The sequence below is a fragment of the Hyphomicrobium sp. genome, from assembly GCF_041674905.1.
Taxonomy (GTDB): domain Bacteria; phylum Pseudomonadota; class Alphaproteobacteria; order Rhizobiales; family Hyphomicrobiaceae; genus Hyphomicrobium_B.
Window position 1 is genome coordinate 1 of the sequence record NZ_JBAYUV010000014.1, and the last position, 16,330, is coordinate 16,330.

The following is a 16,330-nucleotide window of genomic DNA, read 5'->3' on the forward strand; positions in this document are numbered from 1 at the left end:
GGTAAAGGATCCATTGGTGGTCCGATGAATACCTTCGCCAACATAGACGCCTACCCTTCCGCCGATATGCGGGCTGTCGTCCGGCCCAATTTCGATACGCTCTATTCGAGCGCGTGGCTCGACTTGACGAAAGAGCCTGTGGTTGTCTCGGTGCCCGATACGCATGGGCGATACTACCTGTTGCCAATGCTCGACATGTGGACGGACGTCTTTGCCTCTCCTGGCTGGCGCACGACCGGAACACAAGCTCATAACTTTGTCATCGTGCCGCCGGGTTGGAAGCCCGGTTTGAACGGCGAGCTTCCTCACGACGCTCAGCGTATCGATGCGCCGACGCCCTACGTCTGGATTATAGGACGCACGAAAACGGATGGCCCGGATGATTATGATGCGGTTCACCAGATCCAGGCAGGTTATAAGGTCACGCCGCTGTCCGAATGGGGAAAAACGCCGACGCCTGTTGAAGCTAAAATTGATTCAAGCGTTGATGTGACAACGCCGCCAAAAACCCTCGTCGACGCAATGCCCGCCGGAAAATTCTTTGCTTATGCCGCCGAACTCCTGAAGCTGCATCCTCCACACATCACCGATCAACCGATCATCGCGCAGATGCAGCGGATTGGCATCGAGCCGGGCAAGAGCTTCGATATCACGACATTGGATCCCGCTATTCAGAAGGCGCTTGAAGCGGTTCCGCAGGACGCGCAGCAGCTCCTAAAATGGAAGCTCCCCACGCTTGCACGTGTGGCCAACGGCTGGTCGATGAACACCGATACGATGGGGGTCTACGGCAACTACTATCTGAAGCGCGCCCTCATTACGCAATATGGTCTCGGTGCGAACCTGCCCGAGGACGCGATTTATCCGGCAAACCTTGCCGACGACACGGGAAAGCCACTCGACGGCGCCAACAAATATACAATCCATTTCGACAAGGCCGTGCTTCCGCCGGTTAATGCCTTCTGGTCCATCACGCTCTATGACGACGAGGGATTCCAGGTTGCCAACAGCCTCAATCGCTTTGCGGTGAGTAGTTGGATGCCCTTCAAGTACAATCCCGATGGCTCGCTCGATCTTTATTTTCAGAACGAGAGTCCTGGTGCCGAGAGCGAAACGAACTGGCTTCCCGCGCCGAAAGGGTCGTTCAATCTGACCATGCGCCTCTACGCCCCGAGATCCGATGCGCTGACTGGCAAATGGAATCCACCGCCGGTCGTGCGACGTTCGGGTATCGCCCCCCTAACTGCACAGTGAAGTCATAATGACGCCCGGCTTTTGCTCGCCGGGCGTTCCGTCATTGGAAAGCGACCGTTGGCTTTTCCAAGCGTGAGCGCCGTGCTGTGTCTCGGGCGACACCGGGACTGAGCGATGTCGCGCGGGGTGGTTGTCCTAGCGCGTGCGCGTGTTATTTATAATATTATAATATTTTTATTGGCGAACGAGGCGATATCGATGAAGCCTGAGAAGGACGGCGCGTGGTTGCTCAAGGCGTATTCTGATCCGGATGCGGTCGCGAATTACGCGGATGGACCGCGCCGCTTCGTGCCGGGCTTGAGCGATCTGCATCGCATGGCGGGTATTCTTCTTGCGGAGCGCGTTCCCGACGATGCGCGCGTGCTGGTTCTGGGTGCGGGCGGAGGGCTCGAACTCAAGGCGCTGGCGGATGCTCACGCGGGATGGACGTTTGTCGGTGTCGATCCGGCAGCGGAAATGCTGAATCTCGCGGAGAGGATGCTTGGGCCGCTCAATGCGCGCGTGACGCTGCGGCAAGGTTATATCGACGATGTTTCCGAGACGGCATTCGATGCTGCCGTTTGTCTTCTCACCTTGCATTTCCTCGATGCTGATGAGCGTCGCCGGACGGAGCGAGAAATTCGGCGGCGGTTGAAGCCGGGCGCGCCGTTCGTGGCCGCGCATTCGAGCTTTCCGCAGGCAGATGGCGCTCGCGCGATGTGGCTGTCGCGCTATGCGGCGTTTGCCGTTGTGTCGGGGGTCGATCCAAAGCTGGCGGGGAGCGCACGCGAAAATGTCGATGCCAAGCTGCTCGCGATCACGCCGGAGCAGGATCAAGCGATCCTGGAAGAAGCCGGGTTCTCGAATGTCGCGCTGTTCTACGCGGCCTTCACGTGGCGGGGGTGGATAGCATACGCCTAGCTTTCGCGAAGCCCGCGACGTCGGACGGCGGGCAATTCGCGAGCAAGGCTCGATCGCGTTCGCTTATTTCTTGCGGAACTGGTCGAGGCTGAGGATTTTGGCGCCTTCGGATGGCGTCGGCGTCGCGTCGGCGTCCTCTTTCGCGTCGGCTTCACCTGCGCGCGTGGCGGGCTCGGGAGACGGAGGAAGAGAGGCTGCAGGATCGCGTGACGCTGCGTCTTTGTCGGCGACGCGGGGCTTCCTCGGTGCGCGCGGCTTCTTCGGTGCCGTGCGAGGAACTTCGGTGCCCGTTTCGCCGATCTGATCGTACGTCGCGTCGGCCGTCAGCGCGTGGCGCGGCTCGTGCATCGGTTCATTGTCGCTGACCTCTTCGTCGAACTGCAGGCCGTAGCGAACGCTCGGGTCGATGAAGACCTTGATCGCGGAGAACGGCACGACGAGCCGTTCCGGAATGCCGTCGAACGTCAGCTTCACTTCGAAGCGATCTTCCGAGACGATGAGATCCCAGAAGCGATGCTGCAGCACGATCGTCATCTCGCTCGGATATTTTTCCTTGAGCCGCTTCGAGACGATGGCGCCCGGCGCCTGGGTCAGGAACGAGATATAGAAATGGTGCTCGCCCGGAAGACCGGATTTCACGATTTGCTGGAGAACCGCGCGAACAACGCCGCGCATCGCCTCTTGCTGCAATTTTGCGTAATCGATCGATGGCTCCGTTGCCATGCTTCCGCCTTCAAGAATGCCGTGCTCTGACCGACCTCTGAAATCAGATTTGCCGCTCAGTCAAGCCCGTTTACCTACACGCCGCGAGAAGTGGAGGGCTTCTGTTGCCCGGTGCCCTCCGAACCGCGCCTTATCCGGCTAAAGATAAGGGCTTCAAGTTCAGGCTATTCGCACTGCATTACGCAGCGAGAGCGGCCTCAGCATAGTTGTCATTGGCAACTATTCTGTATGACCCGATAACGGTGGTATCATGCCGGGCAAAAGCTAAGTCCTTTAGACCTTCGTCGATCCTATTTCGCCCCCGTAATTGCCGGGCCTTGCGGCCGGCTCCCCGAAAGGGAGCCGCAAGGTCCCAACGAGAAAGTGGTGGAGGCGCCGGGTACCGCCCCCGGGTCCGATCGGCTTATTACGACCGCGTTTATCACCATAGCTGGCAAGCCAGCGCTCCAGATATAGTCACTGGCGAGCCAGAACGAAAGCGTTTCGGCGACCTCATTCGCAAGCCCGTGAAAAAGCTGTTACCGGATGGCCGCGTTTGAACGTTGCAAACGCCAAGCAGAAAGGCATGCACGTGGCCGTCTCGGTCGAAGAACAGGCTCCCGCTCCGGACGCGATTTTATCGTGGAAATCAGTGGCGCTCGTGCTGCTGGCCACGGCCGCTATCGTCGTGTCCGGGATGCTGGCCGGATTTGGAGGGACGGCTCTCTTCGATCTCTGGTCGCGGCTCGACGAGCCTCGCGCTTTTGCCGCAGGTGAGACGGAAGCCCTGCTGACGGCGCGCGTTGCCGTCTCGCTTTTCGCGTTTCAGCTCGCGACCGTGCTGCTGGTGCTTCTGGCGAACGCGCTTTTGGCGCGCGGGGGCGGGTCTTTTCTGCGCTTCACTGTTCCTCGGGGCGGGCTCAAAACGTTCGTCCTCGCGACGCTTGGGCTGATCGCGCTCGCCTTGATCTACGGCGCCGCCGTCTTTGCTTTGGACCGGGAGGCGTTCCGCCATGACATCAGCCCATTTGCCGATCTGATGAAGGCGAGGACGTGGTGGCTCGTTCTGATCGCCGCTGGATTGGGCGCGCCGATCGCGGAGGAATGCCTGTTTCGCGGCCTGGTTTATGGGGCGCTGCGGCGGACATCGCTCGGCATTGCGGGGGCCGCGGCGGCATCGGCGATCATGTGGGCGCTTCTGCACGCCCATTACTCCGTCTACGGCATCGCGGCGATCACGCTGATCGGCATTTATCTGGCGCTGGTCCGCGAGAAAACCGGCACGCTCCTGGTGCCGATCGTCTGTCATGGTGTTTACAACTCGATGATCGTGCTGATCCTGGCGTTCGCGCCGGATAGCTCGGTCGTGACGGGATAGTCACGGGTGGGAGCTGAAGGCGAGCCAGAATCGCGTTAGGGCTTTTTCATGCAGCAATATCTCGATTTATTGCGCCGTGTGCGCACCGAAGGCGTGAAGAAAACGGACCGTACCGGGACCGGCACGCTATCCGTGTTCGGGCATCAGATGCGGTTCGACCTGGCGCAAGGGTTCCCACTGGTCACGACGAAGAAGCTGCACGTCAAGTCGATCATCGTCGAGCTTTTGTGGTTTCTCTCCGGGGCGACCAACATTGAGTATCTCAAGGCGCACGACGTTTCGATCTGGGATGAGTGGGCCGATCCCGAAGGCGAGCTCGGTCCGGTTTACGGCAAGCAGTGGCGGGCGTGGAGCGCGCCCGGAGGCGAAACGATCGACCAGATCAAAGAGGTCGTCGAAACGCTGAAGACCAATCCGGACAGCCGGCGCATTATCGTCTCAGCGTGGAATCCAGCCGATATTCCGCGTATGGCGCTGGCTCCGTGTCATTGTCTTGTCCAGTTCTACGTCGCGGACGGTAAGCTCTCGTGCCAGCTTTATCAGCGCTCGGCGGATATTTTTCTCGGCGTGCCGTTCAATATCGCGAGCTATGCGCTGCTGACGATGATGATGGCGCAGGTCACGGGGCTGGAGCCGGGCGATTTCGTGCATACGTTCGGCGATGCGCATCTTTATCTCAATCATCTGGAGCAGGCCGATTTGCAGATCTCGCGCACGCCGCGCGCGCTGTCGACGATGAAGATCAATCCGGCTGTGACATCGATCTTCGATTTCAAGTATGAGGATTTTAGTCTCGAAGGTTACGATCCTTGGCCTCACATCAAAGCGCCGGTGGCGGTGTGAAGTGCGTGAGGGGCGTGAGGCTTCGTGGTCGGGTGACGCGCTAGACCCTTTACCTTCCGTCATGGCCGCGCAGGCGGCCATCTCCGGCAAATTCGCTTCACGGAATTCATTGGTTCCACACCTCAGAGGGTATCGACGGTCGCGTGGATGGCCGCCTTCGCGGCCATGACGATGAGTGTGCGTTGGGCTCGGCCGAGGATGATGGAACGGGAGGGCTAAGCGCGGCGCGAAGATGAGGGCGGATTTGCTTCTCGTTCCGGTCGTTGCTATCGGTCACCTCATGAATGACTTACCCATTTCCCTGATCGTCGCCGTTGCGGAAAACGGCGTCATCGGCCGCGACGGCGCGCTGCCCTGGCGGCTCTCGTCCGATCTCAAGGTGTTCCGCAAGCTGACGATGGGCAAGCCCATGATCATGGGGCGGCGCACGTTCCAGTCGATCGGCAAGGCGCTCGACGGTCGGGACAACATTGTCGTGACGCGCGATCCGGCGTTCGAGGCTGCGGATATCTCGACCTGCGAAAGCGTCACCGAGGCGCTGACGCTCGCGCGCGTCCTCGCAACCACGCGCGGGGCGGATGAGATCATGGTTATCGGCGGGGTCGCCGTTTTCGATGCCGCGCTGCCAGTTGCAGATCGCATCTATCTGACGCGCGTTCATGCGCAGGTTGGTGGCGACCGGTATTTTCCGGCTCTCGAGGACGCCGTTTGGCAGGAAGTGGCGAAAGAACTCTTGCCGAAGGGGCCGCGTGATGAGTTTGCGTCGACGCTCATCGTTTACGAACGCCGGCAAAAGAGTGACCAGGCCGAGCCTGAAAACCCTTGAAGCGCCGCCGCGACGCCCCAAATTGCGATAGTCCAAGGGGTTGGGAATTTGCGATCGAGGGAACCGTACCTTATAAGCTCCCCCGAACCTTGTTTTTCTTTTGCGTTCCCGAGGCTTTCAGCGTGCACGTCTCAATGTCGTCCTGCGACCGACGCCGCACCGAGGAGCCGGGAGACGGGTGCGCAATTTCAATTTCAGCTCAAGATGCGAGAGAGGCCCTGATTTATGCCCTGGAGTAATCAAGGCGGCGGCAAAGGCAGCGGCGGTGGTGGCGGCGGCGGCGGCGGTCCGTGGGGGCAGGGGCCTTGGGGCTCAGGCGGCGGTAAGGAGCCGCCGGATCTCGACGAGATTTTGCGCCGGGGCCAGGACCGAATGCGCCGTGTCATGCGCGGCGGCGGTGGCGGCGGCGCTGGGGGCAACGGCGCGGGCGGCATCGGTGGCGGCGTTCCGAAGACCTTCATTTTTCTCGTCGGGCTTTTGCTGCTCGCGGGCGTGGCGTTCTACGGCTTCTTCTATCGCGTCAATCCGGACGAGCAGGGCATCGTCCTGCGCTTCGGCAAATATGAGCGTTGGGAAGGTCCGGGACTGCATTGGCGGCTGCCCTACCCGATCGAGGAAGTACGGCTTCCGAAAGTCACGCAGCAGCGGACCATCGAAGTCGGCAGCGCTCGCAGCACGCTCGGTGCGCGCGACAGCGGCCTGATGCTGACAGGCGACGGCAGCGTCGTCGATGTTCGCTTCGTCGTGTTCTGGCGCATCAGCCCGGAAAAGAGCGAAAATGGCGATACCGGCGTCGAGCAATTCCTGTTCAATATCGCGCAGCCCGAGACGACGGTGCGCGAGGTTGCCGAAAGCGCGATGCGCGAAGTCGTCGGCCAGTCGGCGTTGCAGCCGCTGTTGACGGGCGGCCGGCAGCAGATTCAGCAAGACGTGCAGAAGCTGATGCAGAAGACGCTCGACTATTATCGGTCGGGCATCAAGATCGATCAGATCCAGCTCAAGGAAGTCGATCCGCCGGAAGAGGTCATCGGCGCGTTCCGCGAAGTCGCGGCGGCGGCGCAAGAGAAAGAAACGCTGGTCAAGCAGGCGCAAACCTACGCCGACCAGGTCACGCCGAGAGCGCGTGGCGAAGCCGATCGCATTGTGGCGGGAGCCGAGGGCTATCGCGACCAGACGGTCGCCGAGGCAACCGGTCAGGCGGCGCGCTTCCTCAAGGTCTATGAGGAATACAGGAAGGCGCCGGACGTCACCCGGCAGCGGCTGTATCTCGAGATGCAGGAGCGCGTGCTCGAGGGTGCCGACAAGATCATCATCGATCAGAAGAGCGGTCAGGGCGTCGTGCCTTATCTGCCCCTAGATCAGCTTCAGAAGCGTGAACCGGCCGAAGGATCGAAATAATATGCGCGCGTTCTTCGCATTCATTCTTACGGTGTTGATCCTTGCGGCAGCGGGTCTCTACGCCTCGGCGTTCATCGTCCACCAGAACGAGCAGGCGATGGTACTGCGCTTCGGCAAGACGCAGCAGATCGTTGAAACGCCCGGCCTGAAGTGGAAGGTTCCGTTCATCGATACGGTCGAGAAATTCGACAAGCGTATTCTCGACCTCGATACGACGGAGCAGGAAGTCACGGCGTCGGATCAGCAGCGTTTGATCGTCGACGCCTATGCGCGTTATCGCATTACCGACCCGCTCAAGTTCTATCAGAACGTGCGCAACGAAGAGCGTGTGCGGGAAGTCGTCGGTCCGCTGATCGAGTCGGAAATTCGCCGCGTGCTTGGATCCGCGACGCTGCAGGAGATCGTCAAGGACAAGCGCGAGTCGCTGATGAAGGAGATCGCGGCGCAGGTGAACAAGGAAGGCCGCGACTATGGCCTTGAAGTCGTTGACGTGCGCATCAAGCGCGCCGATCTGCCGAAAGTGAACCTCGTCAAGGTCTATGATCGCATGCGCGCCGACCGTGTTCGCGAGGCGACGGAATTCCGGGCGCAAGGCGAAGCCGAAAGCAACCGCATCCGCGCCAATGCCGACAAGGCGGTGACGATCATCAAGGCGACCGCCACGCAGAAGTCGGACGAAATCCGCGGCGACGGTGAAGCGCATCGCAGCCGCATCTTCGCGGACGCGTTCGGGCAGGACCCCGACTTCTTCCGTTTCTACCGGTCGATGCAGGCCTACACGACGGCCATCAAGCCCGAGGACACGCGTCTGTTGCTGTCGCCGAGCAGCGATTTCTTCCGCTACTTCGAGGACCCCAACGGCGGCGTGAAGCCGGCTCAGTCGGGTTCTGTAACAGTCACGCCCGAGCGATGAACGACCTTCTGGCCGGCCTCGGAATAGCCCTTGTTCTTGAAGGGCTGCTCTGGGCGCTCGCGCCGGATGCTGCGCGGCGTGTCGTCACGGACATCGCCAGCCGGGGAAACGGCCCGATCCAGGCGGCCGCTTTAGCTGCTGTCGCCTTTGGCGTTTTCCTCGTCTGGCTCGTCCGAGGATAAGCTCCGGAGCCGACTTGTCCCCCCATCCCGGCAATATGCTACGATCGTCACTTTGATGCTTCGATCTTGCGCCACTTAAGCCTCATAGGACCCGCCGAGCGTCGCGTGGGGTCGGACACTGGAGTTCTGCGATGACCGGAAAAGGTTCCGTGCTTATGCCCCGACTGCTGCTCAGCGCGATCATGACGATGGCGCTGTTTTCGTCTCCGGCTCACGCGTTTCAGAACGGCCCGGCATCGGTTGCGCCGGTCGCCAAGAAGCTGGTCGACGCCGTCGTCAACATCGCGACCTCGCAGACCGTCAAGGGGCCGAGCGGCGTGCCGCTTCCGAAGGTGCCGAAGGGTGCGCCGTTCGAAGATTTCTTCGACGACTTTTTCAACAAGCGCGGCGGCATGCCCCATTCGGACCGCAAGATTTCGTCGCTGGGCTCCGGTTTCGTGATCGACGGCAAGGAAGGCCTGATCGTCACCAACAACCACGTCATCGAAGGCGCCGAGGAGATCGAGATCAATTTTCACGACGGCTCGAAGCTCAAGGTCGACAAGGTCATCGGGCGCGATACGAAGGCCGATCTCGCGCTGCTTAAGGTGACGCCGAAGAAGCCGCTCGCCGACGTCAAATTTGGACCGTCCGCGACGCTCGAAGTCGGCGACTGGGTGATGGCGATCGGCAACCCGTTCGGGCTCGGCGGCTCCGTCTCGCTCGGCATCATTTCCGCGAAGAGCCGCGACATCAATTCCGGCCCCTACGACGATTATCTGCAGACCGATGCCGCGATCAACAAGGGCAATTCGGGTGGACCGCTGTTCAACATGGACGGCGAGGTGATCGGCGTGAACACGGCCATCATATCGCCGACCGGCGGCTCGATCGGTATCGGTTTTGCCGTTCCATCCGACACAGTCGCGAACGTCGTCGACCAGTTGAAGCAATTCGGCGAAGTCCGGCGCGGCTGGCTTGGCGTCAAGATCCAGACGGTGACCGACGACATTGCCGAAACGCTCGGCGTACCGGAAAACAGCGGCGCGTTGATCGCGGCCGTGACGCCGGAAAGCCCTGCCGCGAAAGCGGGACTTGAAGCCGGCGACGTCATCCTGAAGTTCGACAACAAGGACGTGACGACGATGCGCGGCCTGCCGAGGATCGTGGCGCAGGCGCCGATCGGCAAAGCCGCCGATGTCGAGCTTCTGCGCAAAGGTCAGCGCAAGACGCTGCAAGTGACCGTCGGACGCCTTGATGACGGCGACGATACCGACAGCGATCTCAAACAGCCGGGCAGCGAGAGTTCGACGCCGGGAGCGGCGATCATCGGTCTCAAGCTTTCGGCGTTGACGCCCGACCTCCGGCGGAAGTACGGCCTCGACGAGAAGATCAAAGGCGTCGTCGTCGAAGGCATCGACCCGCAAAGCGCGGCCGCGAAGAAGGGCATCAAATCCGGCGACGTCATCGTCGAGGCGGCGCAGGAAGCGGTGAGCGATCCGGGCGACGTCGCGGCGAGCGTCGACAAGGTCAGGAAGGCCGGACGCAAGGCCGTGCTGTTCCGGGTCGAAGATGGCAAAGGCGATCTTCGCTTCGTTGCCGTGCCGATCTCGTAATTCAGCGCGATTTTTGCAATTCATCGCGCCGCCAGGAGGCAAACGTGTCCGAACATCACGGCATTCTCGATACCATCTTCGAATCGTTCGCGCCGGTGCATCCGGACGGACACAAGTTCATCGCCATCGGCGCGGCCGTCACGCTGGTCTTCTTTTTGATCTATCCGCCGCTCGGATGGATCGCGGCGGCAATCACGGCGTGGATCGTGTATTTCTTCCGCGATCCGCAGCGCGTCACGCCGTTGCGTCCGGGCCTCGTTGTGTCGGCGGCGGACGGCAAGATTTCGTCGATTGAAAAAATAACGCCGCTGGCGGAACTCGGCATGGGCTCGGAGGAGCGCGTTCGCATCTCGACGTTCCTTTCGGTTTTCGACGTGCACATCAACCGGTCGCCGGTCGCCGGACGCATCGTGCGCTCGCTGTACGTGCCGGGCGCCTTTCTGAACGCGGCGCTCGATAAGGCGAGCGAAGATAATGAACGGCGTATTCTGGTCATCGACACGGCGACCGACGGAGAGATCGGCGTGGTGCAGATCGCCGGGCTCGTCGCGCGCAGGATCGTGACGTTCTCGCAGATCGGGGATACCGTGGGCGCCGGGCAGCGGTTCGGGCTGATCCGGTTCGGGTCGCGCGTCGATGTTTACCTGCCACCCGGTAAGGTCGCTCTTGTGAATGTCGGCCAACGAGCGGTTGCGGGCGAGACGGTTTTCGCCGATCTTCAATCGGCGGAGCCCGAGCGCGAGGCGCGTCTTGCCTGAGGGGTCTCGGGGCTAAACGGTCACGGCTCAAGCGGTTCCAGGGCTAACGGTCTTGGGGCAGAGGGTTGAGCGAAGTAGATCAGGCGGCTGCGTGCGCGCGTCTGGAGGAGGCCTGCCATGGACATGGAAGAGCCACGGATCGAAACCGAAACGCGCCGGCGCCGACGGCGTTCGCTGTTCCGCTATCGACAAGTTCCGGTGCGGATGCTGGTGCCGAATTTCTTCACCCTGCTCGGCCTGTGCGCGGGTTTGACCTCGATCCGCATGGGGATCGAGGGCCGCTACGATCTGGCGCTGGCGGCGATCGTATTCGCGGGGTGTCTCGACGGGATCGACGGGCGCATAGCGCGGCTTCTCAAAGCCTCATCGCGTTTTGGGGCCGAACTCGACAGCCTCGCGGATTTCGTCAACTTCGGCGTTGCGCCGGCGTTTCTCATTTTCAACTGGGGGCTCGGCGATCTCAAAAGTGCGGGTTGGATCTGCGTGATGATTTTCGCGCTCGCGTCGGCGTTGCGGCTGGCGCGGTTCAACTCGGCGATCGATGACGACAAGCCGAAATGGCAGTCGAACTTTTTTATCGGGATGCCGACGCCCGCAGCCGCCATCGTGGTTCTGCTGCCGGTTTACGTCTATCAGTTAGGGTTCGAGGAACTCAAAGCGCATTGGGCGCTGATGGTCGTTCTCGTCTACACGCTTTTCATCGCCTTCATGATGGTATCGACGATCCCGACCTATTCCGGCAAGCTGCTGGGCGAGCGCGTCGGACGGGAATGGGTGCTGCCGATCTTCGTCATCGCGGTTGCGGTGGTCGCGATGCTGTTCACGTATCCCTATCAGACGCTGACTGCGATCACGCTTGGCTATCTGGCATTCATTCCGCTGAGCTGGCGGAATTTCCAAGACAAGATTGCGAAGGGCTACGGCACGGAGCCTGCGGCGGCCGCGGAAACGGAAGCTTCGGAGGCGGGGGCGGGCGCCGCGCCGCAGCCGGATACCGTCGACGAGCCGCCGAAGACGACGGGGCGCATCTTCACGCTGCGAACACCGGATCAGCCGAAGTAGAGCTGCTTATTTCGTTTCTTCCGGTGCGCGGTGATAGATGTCGTCCGTGCGCAGGATGTCGTCTTCGCCGAGATACGAGCCGATCTGAACCTCGATGATCTCGACCGGCACCTTGCCGGGGTTTTCGAGGCGGTGCCATTGCGTGGCGACGATGTAAACGCTCTCGTTCTCGCGTACGAGCTGTTCGCGCTCGCCGATGACGACGCGCGCGGTGCCCTGCACCACGATCCAATGCTCGGAGCGATGATGGTGCATCTGCATGGACAGCACGCCGCCGGGCTTCACATGTAGCAGCTTGACCTGGAAGCGCGGGCCGATGTTCAGAGTCTCGAAGTAGCCCCAGGGGCGGAAGTTCCTGAGATGCTGTTCCTGCTCCTTGCGATTTGAGTTCCGCAAACGCTGGACGATCTTGGAAACGTCCTGCGTCCGGCTCTTGTCCGCGACGAGCAAGGCATCGGGTGTGTCGACGATGACGAGGTCCTTGACGCCGATGGTCGAGACGATGGCTTTTTCGGAGTGAATAAAGCAGTCCGAGGTGTCTTCGAGGATGGCGTCGCCCTTGACGAAATTGCCAGCCTTGTCCCTTGGCGCGATATCCCAGAGCGACGACCAGGACCCGACGTCGTTCCAGCCGACGTCGAGGGGCAGGACGGCGGCGGCTTCGGTTTTTTCCATCACGGCATAGTCGACGGAAATATTCTGCGCCGTTGCGAAGGCGGTCTTGTCGAGGCGTAGAAAGCCAAGGTCTTCCTTGGCGTCTGCGAGGGCGGCGCGCGCGGCTTGCAATATGTCAGGCTGCAGGCGTTCGATTTCGTTCAAGAAGGTTCTGGCATTCAATACGAAAATGCCGCTGTTCCAGAAGCGATCGCCGGCCGCGAGATAGGCTTCGGCCGTGGCGCGATCCGGTTTCTCCGCAAAAGATTCGACGGTGAAGGCCTGACCTTCGAAACCCGGAAGGGCGTTGCCCTTCTTGATATATCCGTAGCCGGTATGCGGCTCGGTCGGCTTGATCCCGAATAGAACGAGTTTGCCGGTGGCCGCGACTTCGGCGGCGCGTTTGACGGCGTCCGCGAATAGCGTGTCATCTTTCACGACATGATCGGACGGCATGACGGCAAGCGTCGCCTTGGGGCTGGCTTCCAGCGCCACGAGGGCCGCGACGGCGATGGCCGGCGCGGTGTTGCGCGCAACGGGCTCGAGGACGATCGCGAGGGGATCAATTCCTAAACGCTCGACTTCCTCGCGAATGAGAAAGCGGTGGTCGTTGTTGCAGAGAAGGATCGGAGCCTTGAAGCCCGACGATTGCTTTAGACGTCCGAGCGCGGCGGAGAGAAAGCTGCCGTTCTGGTTGCTGAAGAACCGGATGAATTGTTTCGGGTACATGGACCGCGAAAGGGGCCACAGGCGTGTGCCGGAGCCACCGGACAAGATCACCGGATAGATGTCGTTCATCGACTGCCCCAACCCAATTTAACCGACCGAGCCGCACGGATGCGCCGATATTACAACGCCGCTGCTGATAGATTTATAAACGCTTCTGGATGCCGCAACGCGGCGGCGCAAGGCTCGATTGCGAAGAGCGATAACGATTAACCGTGCGGGCGGATCAGCCGTTCCCGGAGCGCGCGCAGCGAGCTTGGCGGCTCGGATGGCGTGCGAGCGGGCGCCGGCGACATGGCCGACGGGGTGCCGCGTTCGCCCATCATCGAAGCGGGAGCCGCGCCCCGGACGACGTGGCTTGCCGGCTGGGAAAACTGGGGCGGGGCGGCGTCCCGGCGCGAGGCCGGATGGCCGTTGCCCGGAGGCGGAGGCACGGGGTTGCCGCGAGCCGGGGCGGCTTCACGGCGCGGCGCGGCCTGCGGAGCGGCGCTCGGATTGGTGTTCGGGCTGCCGTTCGGACTACCGTTCGGATTGGCGCTCGCCTCGGCCGAGGGGTTGAGGCTCAGCGCATCCGCCATCATGGTCATGTTGTAGGAGTTGTCGCCCGACGAGGTGCCGGAGAGACGCCAGCGCTCGACGATCTGTTCGAGGAAGCCGTCGTCGCCGAGCGATTTCTGCCATCTCTCAGAGAAGCGCGCGGTCGAAGAACGCGGCAGAGCGTGCGGCGGCAATTCGTCGAACTTGATGCGTACGGGTAGCGCCATGCCGTCGCCGAACGCGATCGCCTCGCGCTGGCCGAGCGAGGGAAGGAATTCGAGCAGGCCGGCTCCGGTATCGGCAACGGCGGACGTCACGATCTCCTGGTCGCGATCGTTCGACATGCGGAGCGCGAAGACGGTGTTGCACTGGGACAGGATCGTCGGATCGATTTCGGCGGGGCGCTGCGTGACGATGCACAACGAAGCGCCGTATTTGCGGCCTTCCTTGGCGATCTTCGCGATGGCACGCTTGCACGGTTCGAAGCCGAGCGCGCTGTTTGCCGGAACGTAGCGATGCGCTTCCTCGCAGACGAGCGTCACGGGGACCTGGCCTTCGCTCCAGAGCGCGAAATCGAACGTCAGCCTGCAAAGCACGGACACGACGACGTTGACGATCTCGGACGGAATACCGGTGAGTTCCAGGATCGTGATCGGCTTGTTGTTGACGGGCACGCGGAATATGCGGCTCAGAATCTGAGTCATGCTGTCGTAGACGGTCAGCGAGCCGAACATGAAGGAATAGCGGATATCCTTCGAGACCGTTTCGATGCGGTGCTTCAGGTTGCGATAGGGCGTCAGATCTCTTTTGTTTTCGAGGCGGCCCATGCGCTCGTCGATCAGGGCGACGAGCTCGGATATGCGGTAAGGCACGGGCGTGTCGACGGTATAGCGGCTGGCGTCGGAGGCGCGGCGCGGCTTCGCGCCTTCGCCGGAGCGGCTGTTGGCGTAGCGGGCTTTGGCGACTGGGATGAGATCCTGGAGGACGTCGGTTTCGGTCTTGCGTTCGCCATCGCCGACGAGCACTTCGACGATTTCCTCAAACGTCAAAAGCCAGTACGGCAGGTGCATGTTCCGCGGCGAGATGACCTCGGCCCATTCGGTGAAGGCCGTCGCGTATTCATTGTGAGGATCGAGCAAGACGATGTGGGCGGCGGGATGTTTTTCGAGGATGGACCGCAGGATCAGGGCTGTGGTGCACGATTTGCCCGTGCCCGTGGTTCCGAGGATCGCGAAATGCTTGCCGAGCAACTCGTCGACGCGCACCATCGCGGGAATAGAACTATCCTGGCGAATGCAGCCGACACGAACCGTTTCACCGGCTTCGCCGCAGAAGGCGCATTGAAGCTCTAATTTCGATGCGAGGCGGGCGCGGTCGCCGAGGGCGGGATAGTTGGTCACGCCGCGATTGAATTTCAGTGGCTTGCCGTCCAGGGATTTGACGAGTTCGCCGACGAGGCCGATCTCGGCAATCCAAACTTCGCCGTCGCCTTCGCGCTGCGAGGGGACCGGAACGCTCAGCGCGGAGACGATCGCCAGAACGAGCGCGCTCGACGTTTCGATGGCGATCAGCGTGCCCATGTCGGGCCCGTTTTTTAGGGCGCGAGACCGCGCGTCGCTGCCGCTATCCAGCAGCACGATCGCCTTCGATCCGTTGACGGAAACGATGCGGCCGATCGATGTGTCGGCGGCCCGTCGCTGTTCGTCGTTCTGGCTGTTCATGGACTGATTTCTTTTTGCATTTTCAGGCAGCCGAGTGTCTAATGTCGTGCATCATTGCCGCGTTCGACGCGGCAACGGTGTCCCGTCCTGGAAAGATGATGACGACTTCCGTGCCTTCATTCTGTTGTGACGCGATGTAGAGCACTCCGCCGTGCAGTTCGACGAGCGCTTTGGCTATCGGAAGCCCGAGGCCCGCGCCTTCGCGCCATCGTGACCGGCCGCCGTCAACCTGGCCGAACGGCGCCATCGCGACGTCGATGTCATCGGGGCTCATGCCGACGCCGCTGTCGCGTATAGCAATGATCGCACCCTGGTCGGCCGTGCGTTGCGCTTTGACGGCAACCGTGCCTTCGGGCGGGGTGAACTTGATCGCGTTCGAGAGAACGTTGGTAAAGATCTGCTTCAGCTTCGCTGCGTCGCCGCGGATCATCGGAAGATCGGCGGCGATCGCCACGTCGATGTCGACTTCACCCGCTTGCGACTGCTGATGGAACGTATCGATGCTGTCGGCGAGGATGTCGTGCAGATTGATCTCGCGGCTGTCGATCGCGAACTTGCCGCTTTGAAGCTTGGAAATGTCGAGGATGTCGTTGATGACGGCAAGCAGATGACCTGCTGCGTCGTGGATCAGCGTCGCGTATTCGACGATCTCCTTGTCCGGGAGGCGGCGATCCTGATGCTGCGTCAACAGTTTCGAAAAGCCGATCACCGTATTGAGCGGTGTTTTCAGCTCATGGCTCATGTTGGCGATGAATTCGGACTTAACTTTGCTTGCGAGCTCGGTTTCGATCCGCGCGGAATGCTCGGCAACGCGGGCGCGATGACGCAAGACGGCATCGCTCAGCAACGACGCGTATTCGGTCATTAGCGAGTTCGTCTTC

At 61.4% G+C, this 16,330-nt stretch carries 15 protein-coding genes and 1 other RNA gene; 11 read left to right on the forward strand and 5 right to left on the reverse strand.

What is annotated here, in order from left to right:
• On the forward strand, nt 1-1,254 hold a 1,254-nt coding region (locus WC026_RS07975; RefSeq protein ID WP_372710311.1), incomplete at its 5' end, for a DUF1254 domain-containing protein.
• Nucleotides 1,255-1,452: 198 nt separating this feature from the next.
• The gene (locus WC026_RS07980; RefSeq protein ID WP_372710312.1) at nt 1,453-2,154 is read left to right on the forward strand and encodes a class I SAM-dependent methyltransferase; all 702 of its coding nucleotides are present in this window, start codon (nt 1,453-1,455) and stop codon (nt 2,152-2,154) included.
• Between the two features lie 63 nt (nt 2,155-2,217).
• On the opposite strand, the gene WC026_RS07985 is transcribed toward WC026_RS07980, so the two are convergent.
• Both WC026_RS07985 and ssrA read right to left on the reverse strand, forming a co-directional pair.
• Nucleotides 2,218-2,877: a ClpXP protease specificity-enhancing factor SspB gene (locus WC026_RS07985; protein WP_372710313.1), complete on the reverse strand. Its 660-nt coding sequence runs from the start codon at nt 2,875-2,877 to the stop codon at nt 2,218-2,220.
• Nucleotides 2,878-2,966: 89 nt separating this feature from the next.
• Nucleotides 2,967-3,359: a transfer-messenger RNA gene (ssrA, locus tag WC026_RS07990) on the reverse strand.
• A gap of 53 nt (nt 3,360-3,412) precedes the next feature.
• On the opposite strand from ssrA, the gene WC026_RS07995 reads away from it, so the two are divergent.
• The 9 genes from WC026_RS07995 to pssA all read left to right on the forward strand — a co-directional run bounded on the left by WC026_RS07995 (nt 3,413) and on the right by pssA (nt 11,811).
• Nucleotides 3,413-4,234 (forward strand): lysostaphin resistance A-like protein, encoded by an 822-nt coding sequence (locus WC026_RS07995; RefSeq protein ID WP_372710314.1) that lies wholly within the window; start codon nt 3,413-3,415, stop codon nt 4,232-4,234.
• A gap of 48 nt (nt 4,235-4,282) precedes the next feature.
• A complete protein-coding gene (locus WC026_RS08000) occupies nt 4,283-5,077 on the forward strand; it encodes a thymidylate synthase (RefSeq protein WP_372710315.1) in 795 nt (264 codons plus the stop codon).
• Between the two features lie 280 nt (nt 5,078-5,357).
• The gene (locus tag WC026_RS08005; protein ID WP_372710316.1) at nt 5,358-5,903 is read left to right on the forward strand and encodes a dihydrofolate reductase; all 546 of its coding nucleotides are present in this window, start codon (nt 5,358-5,360) and stop codon (nt 5,901-5,903) included.
• A gap of 225 nt (nt 5,904-6,128) precedes the next feature.
• A complete protein-coding gene (gene hflK / locus WC026_RS08010; RefSeq protein WP_372710317.1) occupies nt 6,129-7,301 on the forward strand; it encodes an FtsH protease activity modulator HflK in 1,173 nt (390 codons plus the stop codon).
• A gap of 1 nt (nt 7,302) precedes the next feature.
• Nucleotides 7,303-8,214 (forward strand): protease modulator HflC, encoded by a 912-nt coding sequence (hflC, locus tag WC026_RS08015; protein WP_372710318.1) that lies wholly within the window; start codon nt 7,303-7,305, stop codon nt 8,212-8,214.
• The gene (locus WC026_RS08020) at nt 8,211-8,396 is read left to right on the forward strand and encodes a DUF2065 domain-containing protein (RefSeq protein WP_372710319.1); all 186 of its coding nucleotides are present in this window, start codon (nt 8,211-8,213) and stop codon (nt 8,394-8,396) included. Before hflC ends, WC026_RS08020 begins: the two co-directional genes overlap by 4 nt.
• A gap of 131 nt (nt 8,397-8,527) precedes the next feature.
• A complete protein-coding gene (locus WC026_RS08025) occupies nt 8,528-9,991 on the forward strand; it encodes a Do family serine endopeptidase (protein ID WP_372710320.1) in 1,464 nt (487 codons plus the stop codon).
• A gap of 44 nt (nt 9,992-10,035) precedes the next feature.
• Nucleotides 10,036-10,749, forward strand: a complete 714-nt coding sequence (locus tag WC026_RS08030) for a phosphatidylserine decarboxylase (protein ID WP_372710321.1) — start codon at nt 10,036-10,038, stop codon at nt 10,747-10,749.
• 117 nt (nt 10,750-10,866) lie between these two features.
• Complete coding sequence (gene pssA, locus WC026_RS08035; RefSeq protein ID WP_372710322.1) at nt 10,867-11,811, forward strand: CDP-diacylglycerol--serine O-phosphatidyltransferase; 945 nt, start codon at nt 10,867-10,869, stop codon at nt 11,809-11,811.
• Nucleotides 11,812-11,817: 6 nt separating this feature from the next.
• Here the strand turns inward: pssA and WC026_RS08040 are convergent, their stop codons facing one another.
• From WC026_RS08040 to WC026_RS08050, 3 genes are all read right to left on the reverse strand, one after another.
• Nucleotides 11,818-13,263, reverse strand: a complete 1,446-nt coding sequence (locus WC026_RS08040; RefSeq protein WP_372710323.1) for a mannose-1-phosphate guanylyltransferase/mannose-6-phosphate isomerase — start codon at nt 13,261-13,263, stop codon at nt 11,818-11,820.
• Nucleotides 13,264-13,400: 137 nt separating this feature from the next.
• Nucleotides 13,401-15,449, reverse strand: a complete 2,049-nt coding sequence (locus tag WC026_RS08045) for an ATP-binding protein (protein ID WP_372710324.1) — start codon at nt 15,447-15,449, stop codon at nt 13,401-13,403.
• A 22-nt stretch (nt 15,450-15,471) separates the two neighbouring features.
• Nucleotides 15,472-16,314, reverse strand: coding sequence for a sensor histidine kinase (locus tag WC026_RS08050; RefSeq protein WP_372710325.1), 843 nt, complete (start codon nt 16,312-16,314; stop codon nt 15,472-15,474).
• Nucleotides 16,315-16,330: the final 16 nt, after the last annotated feature.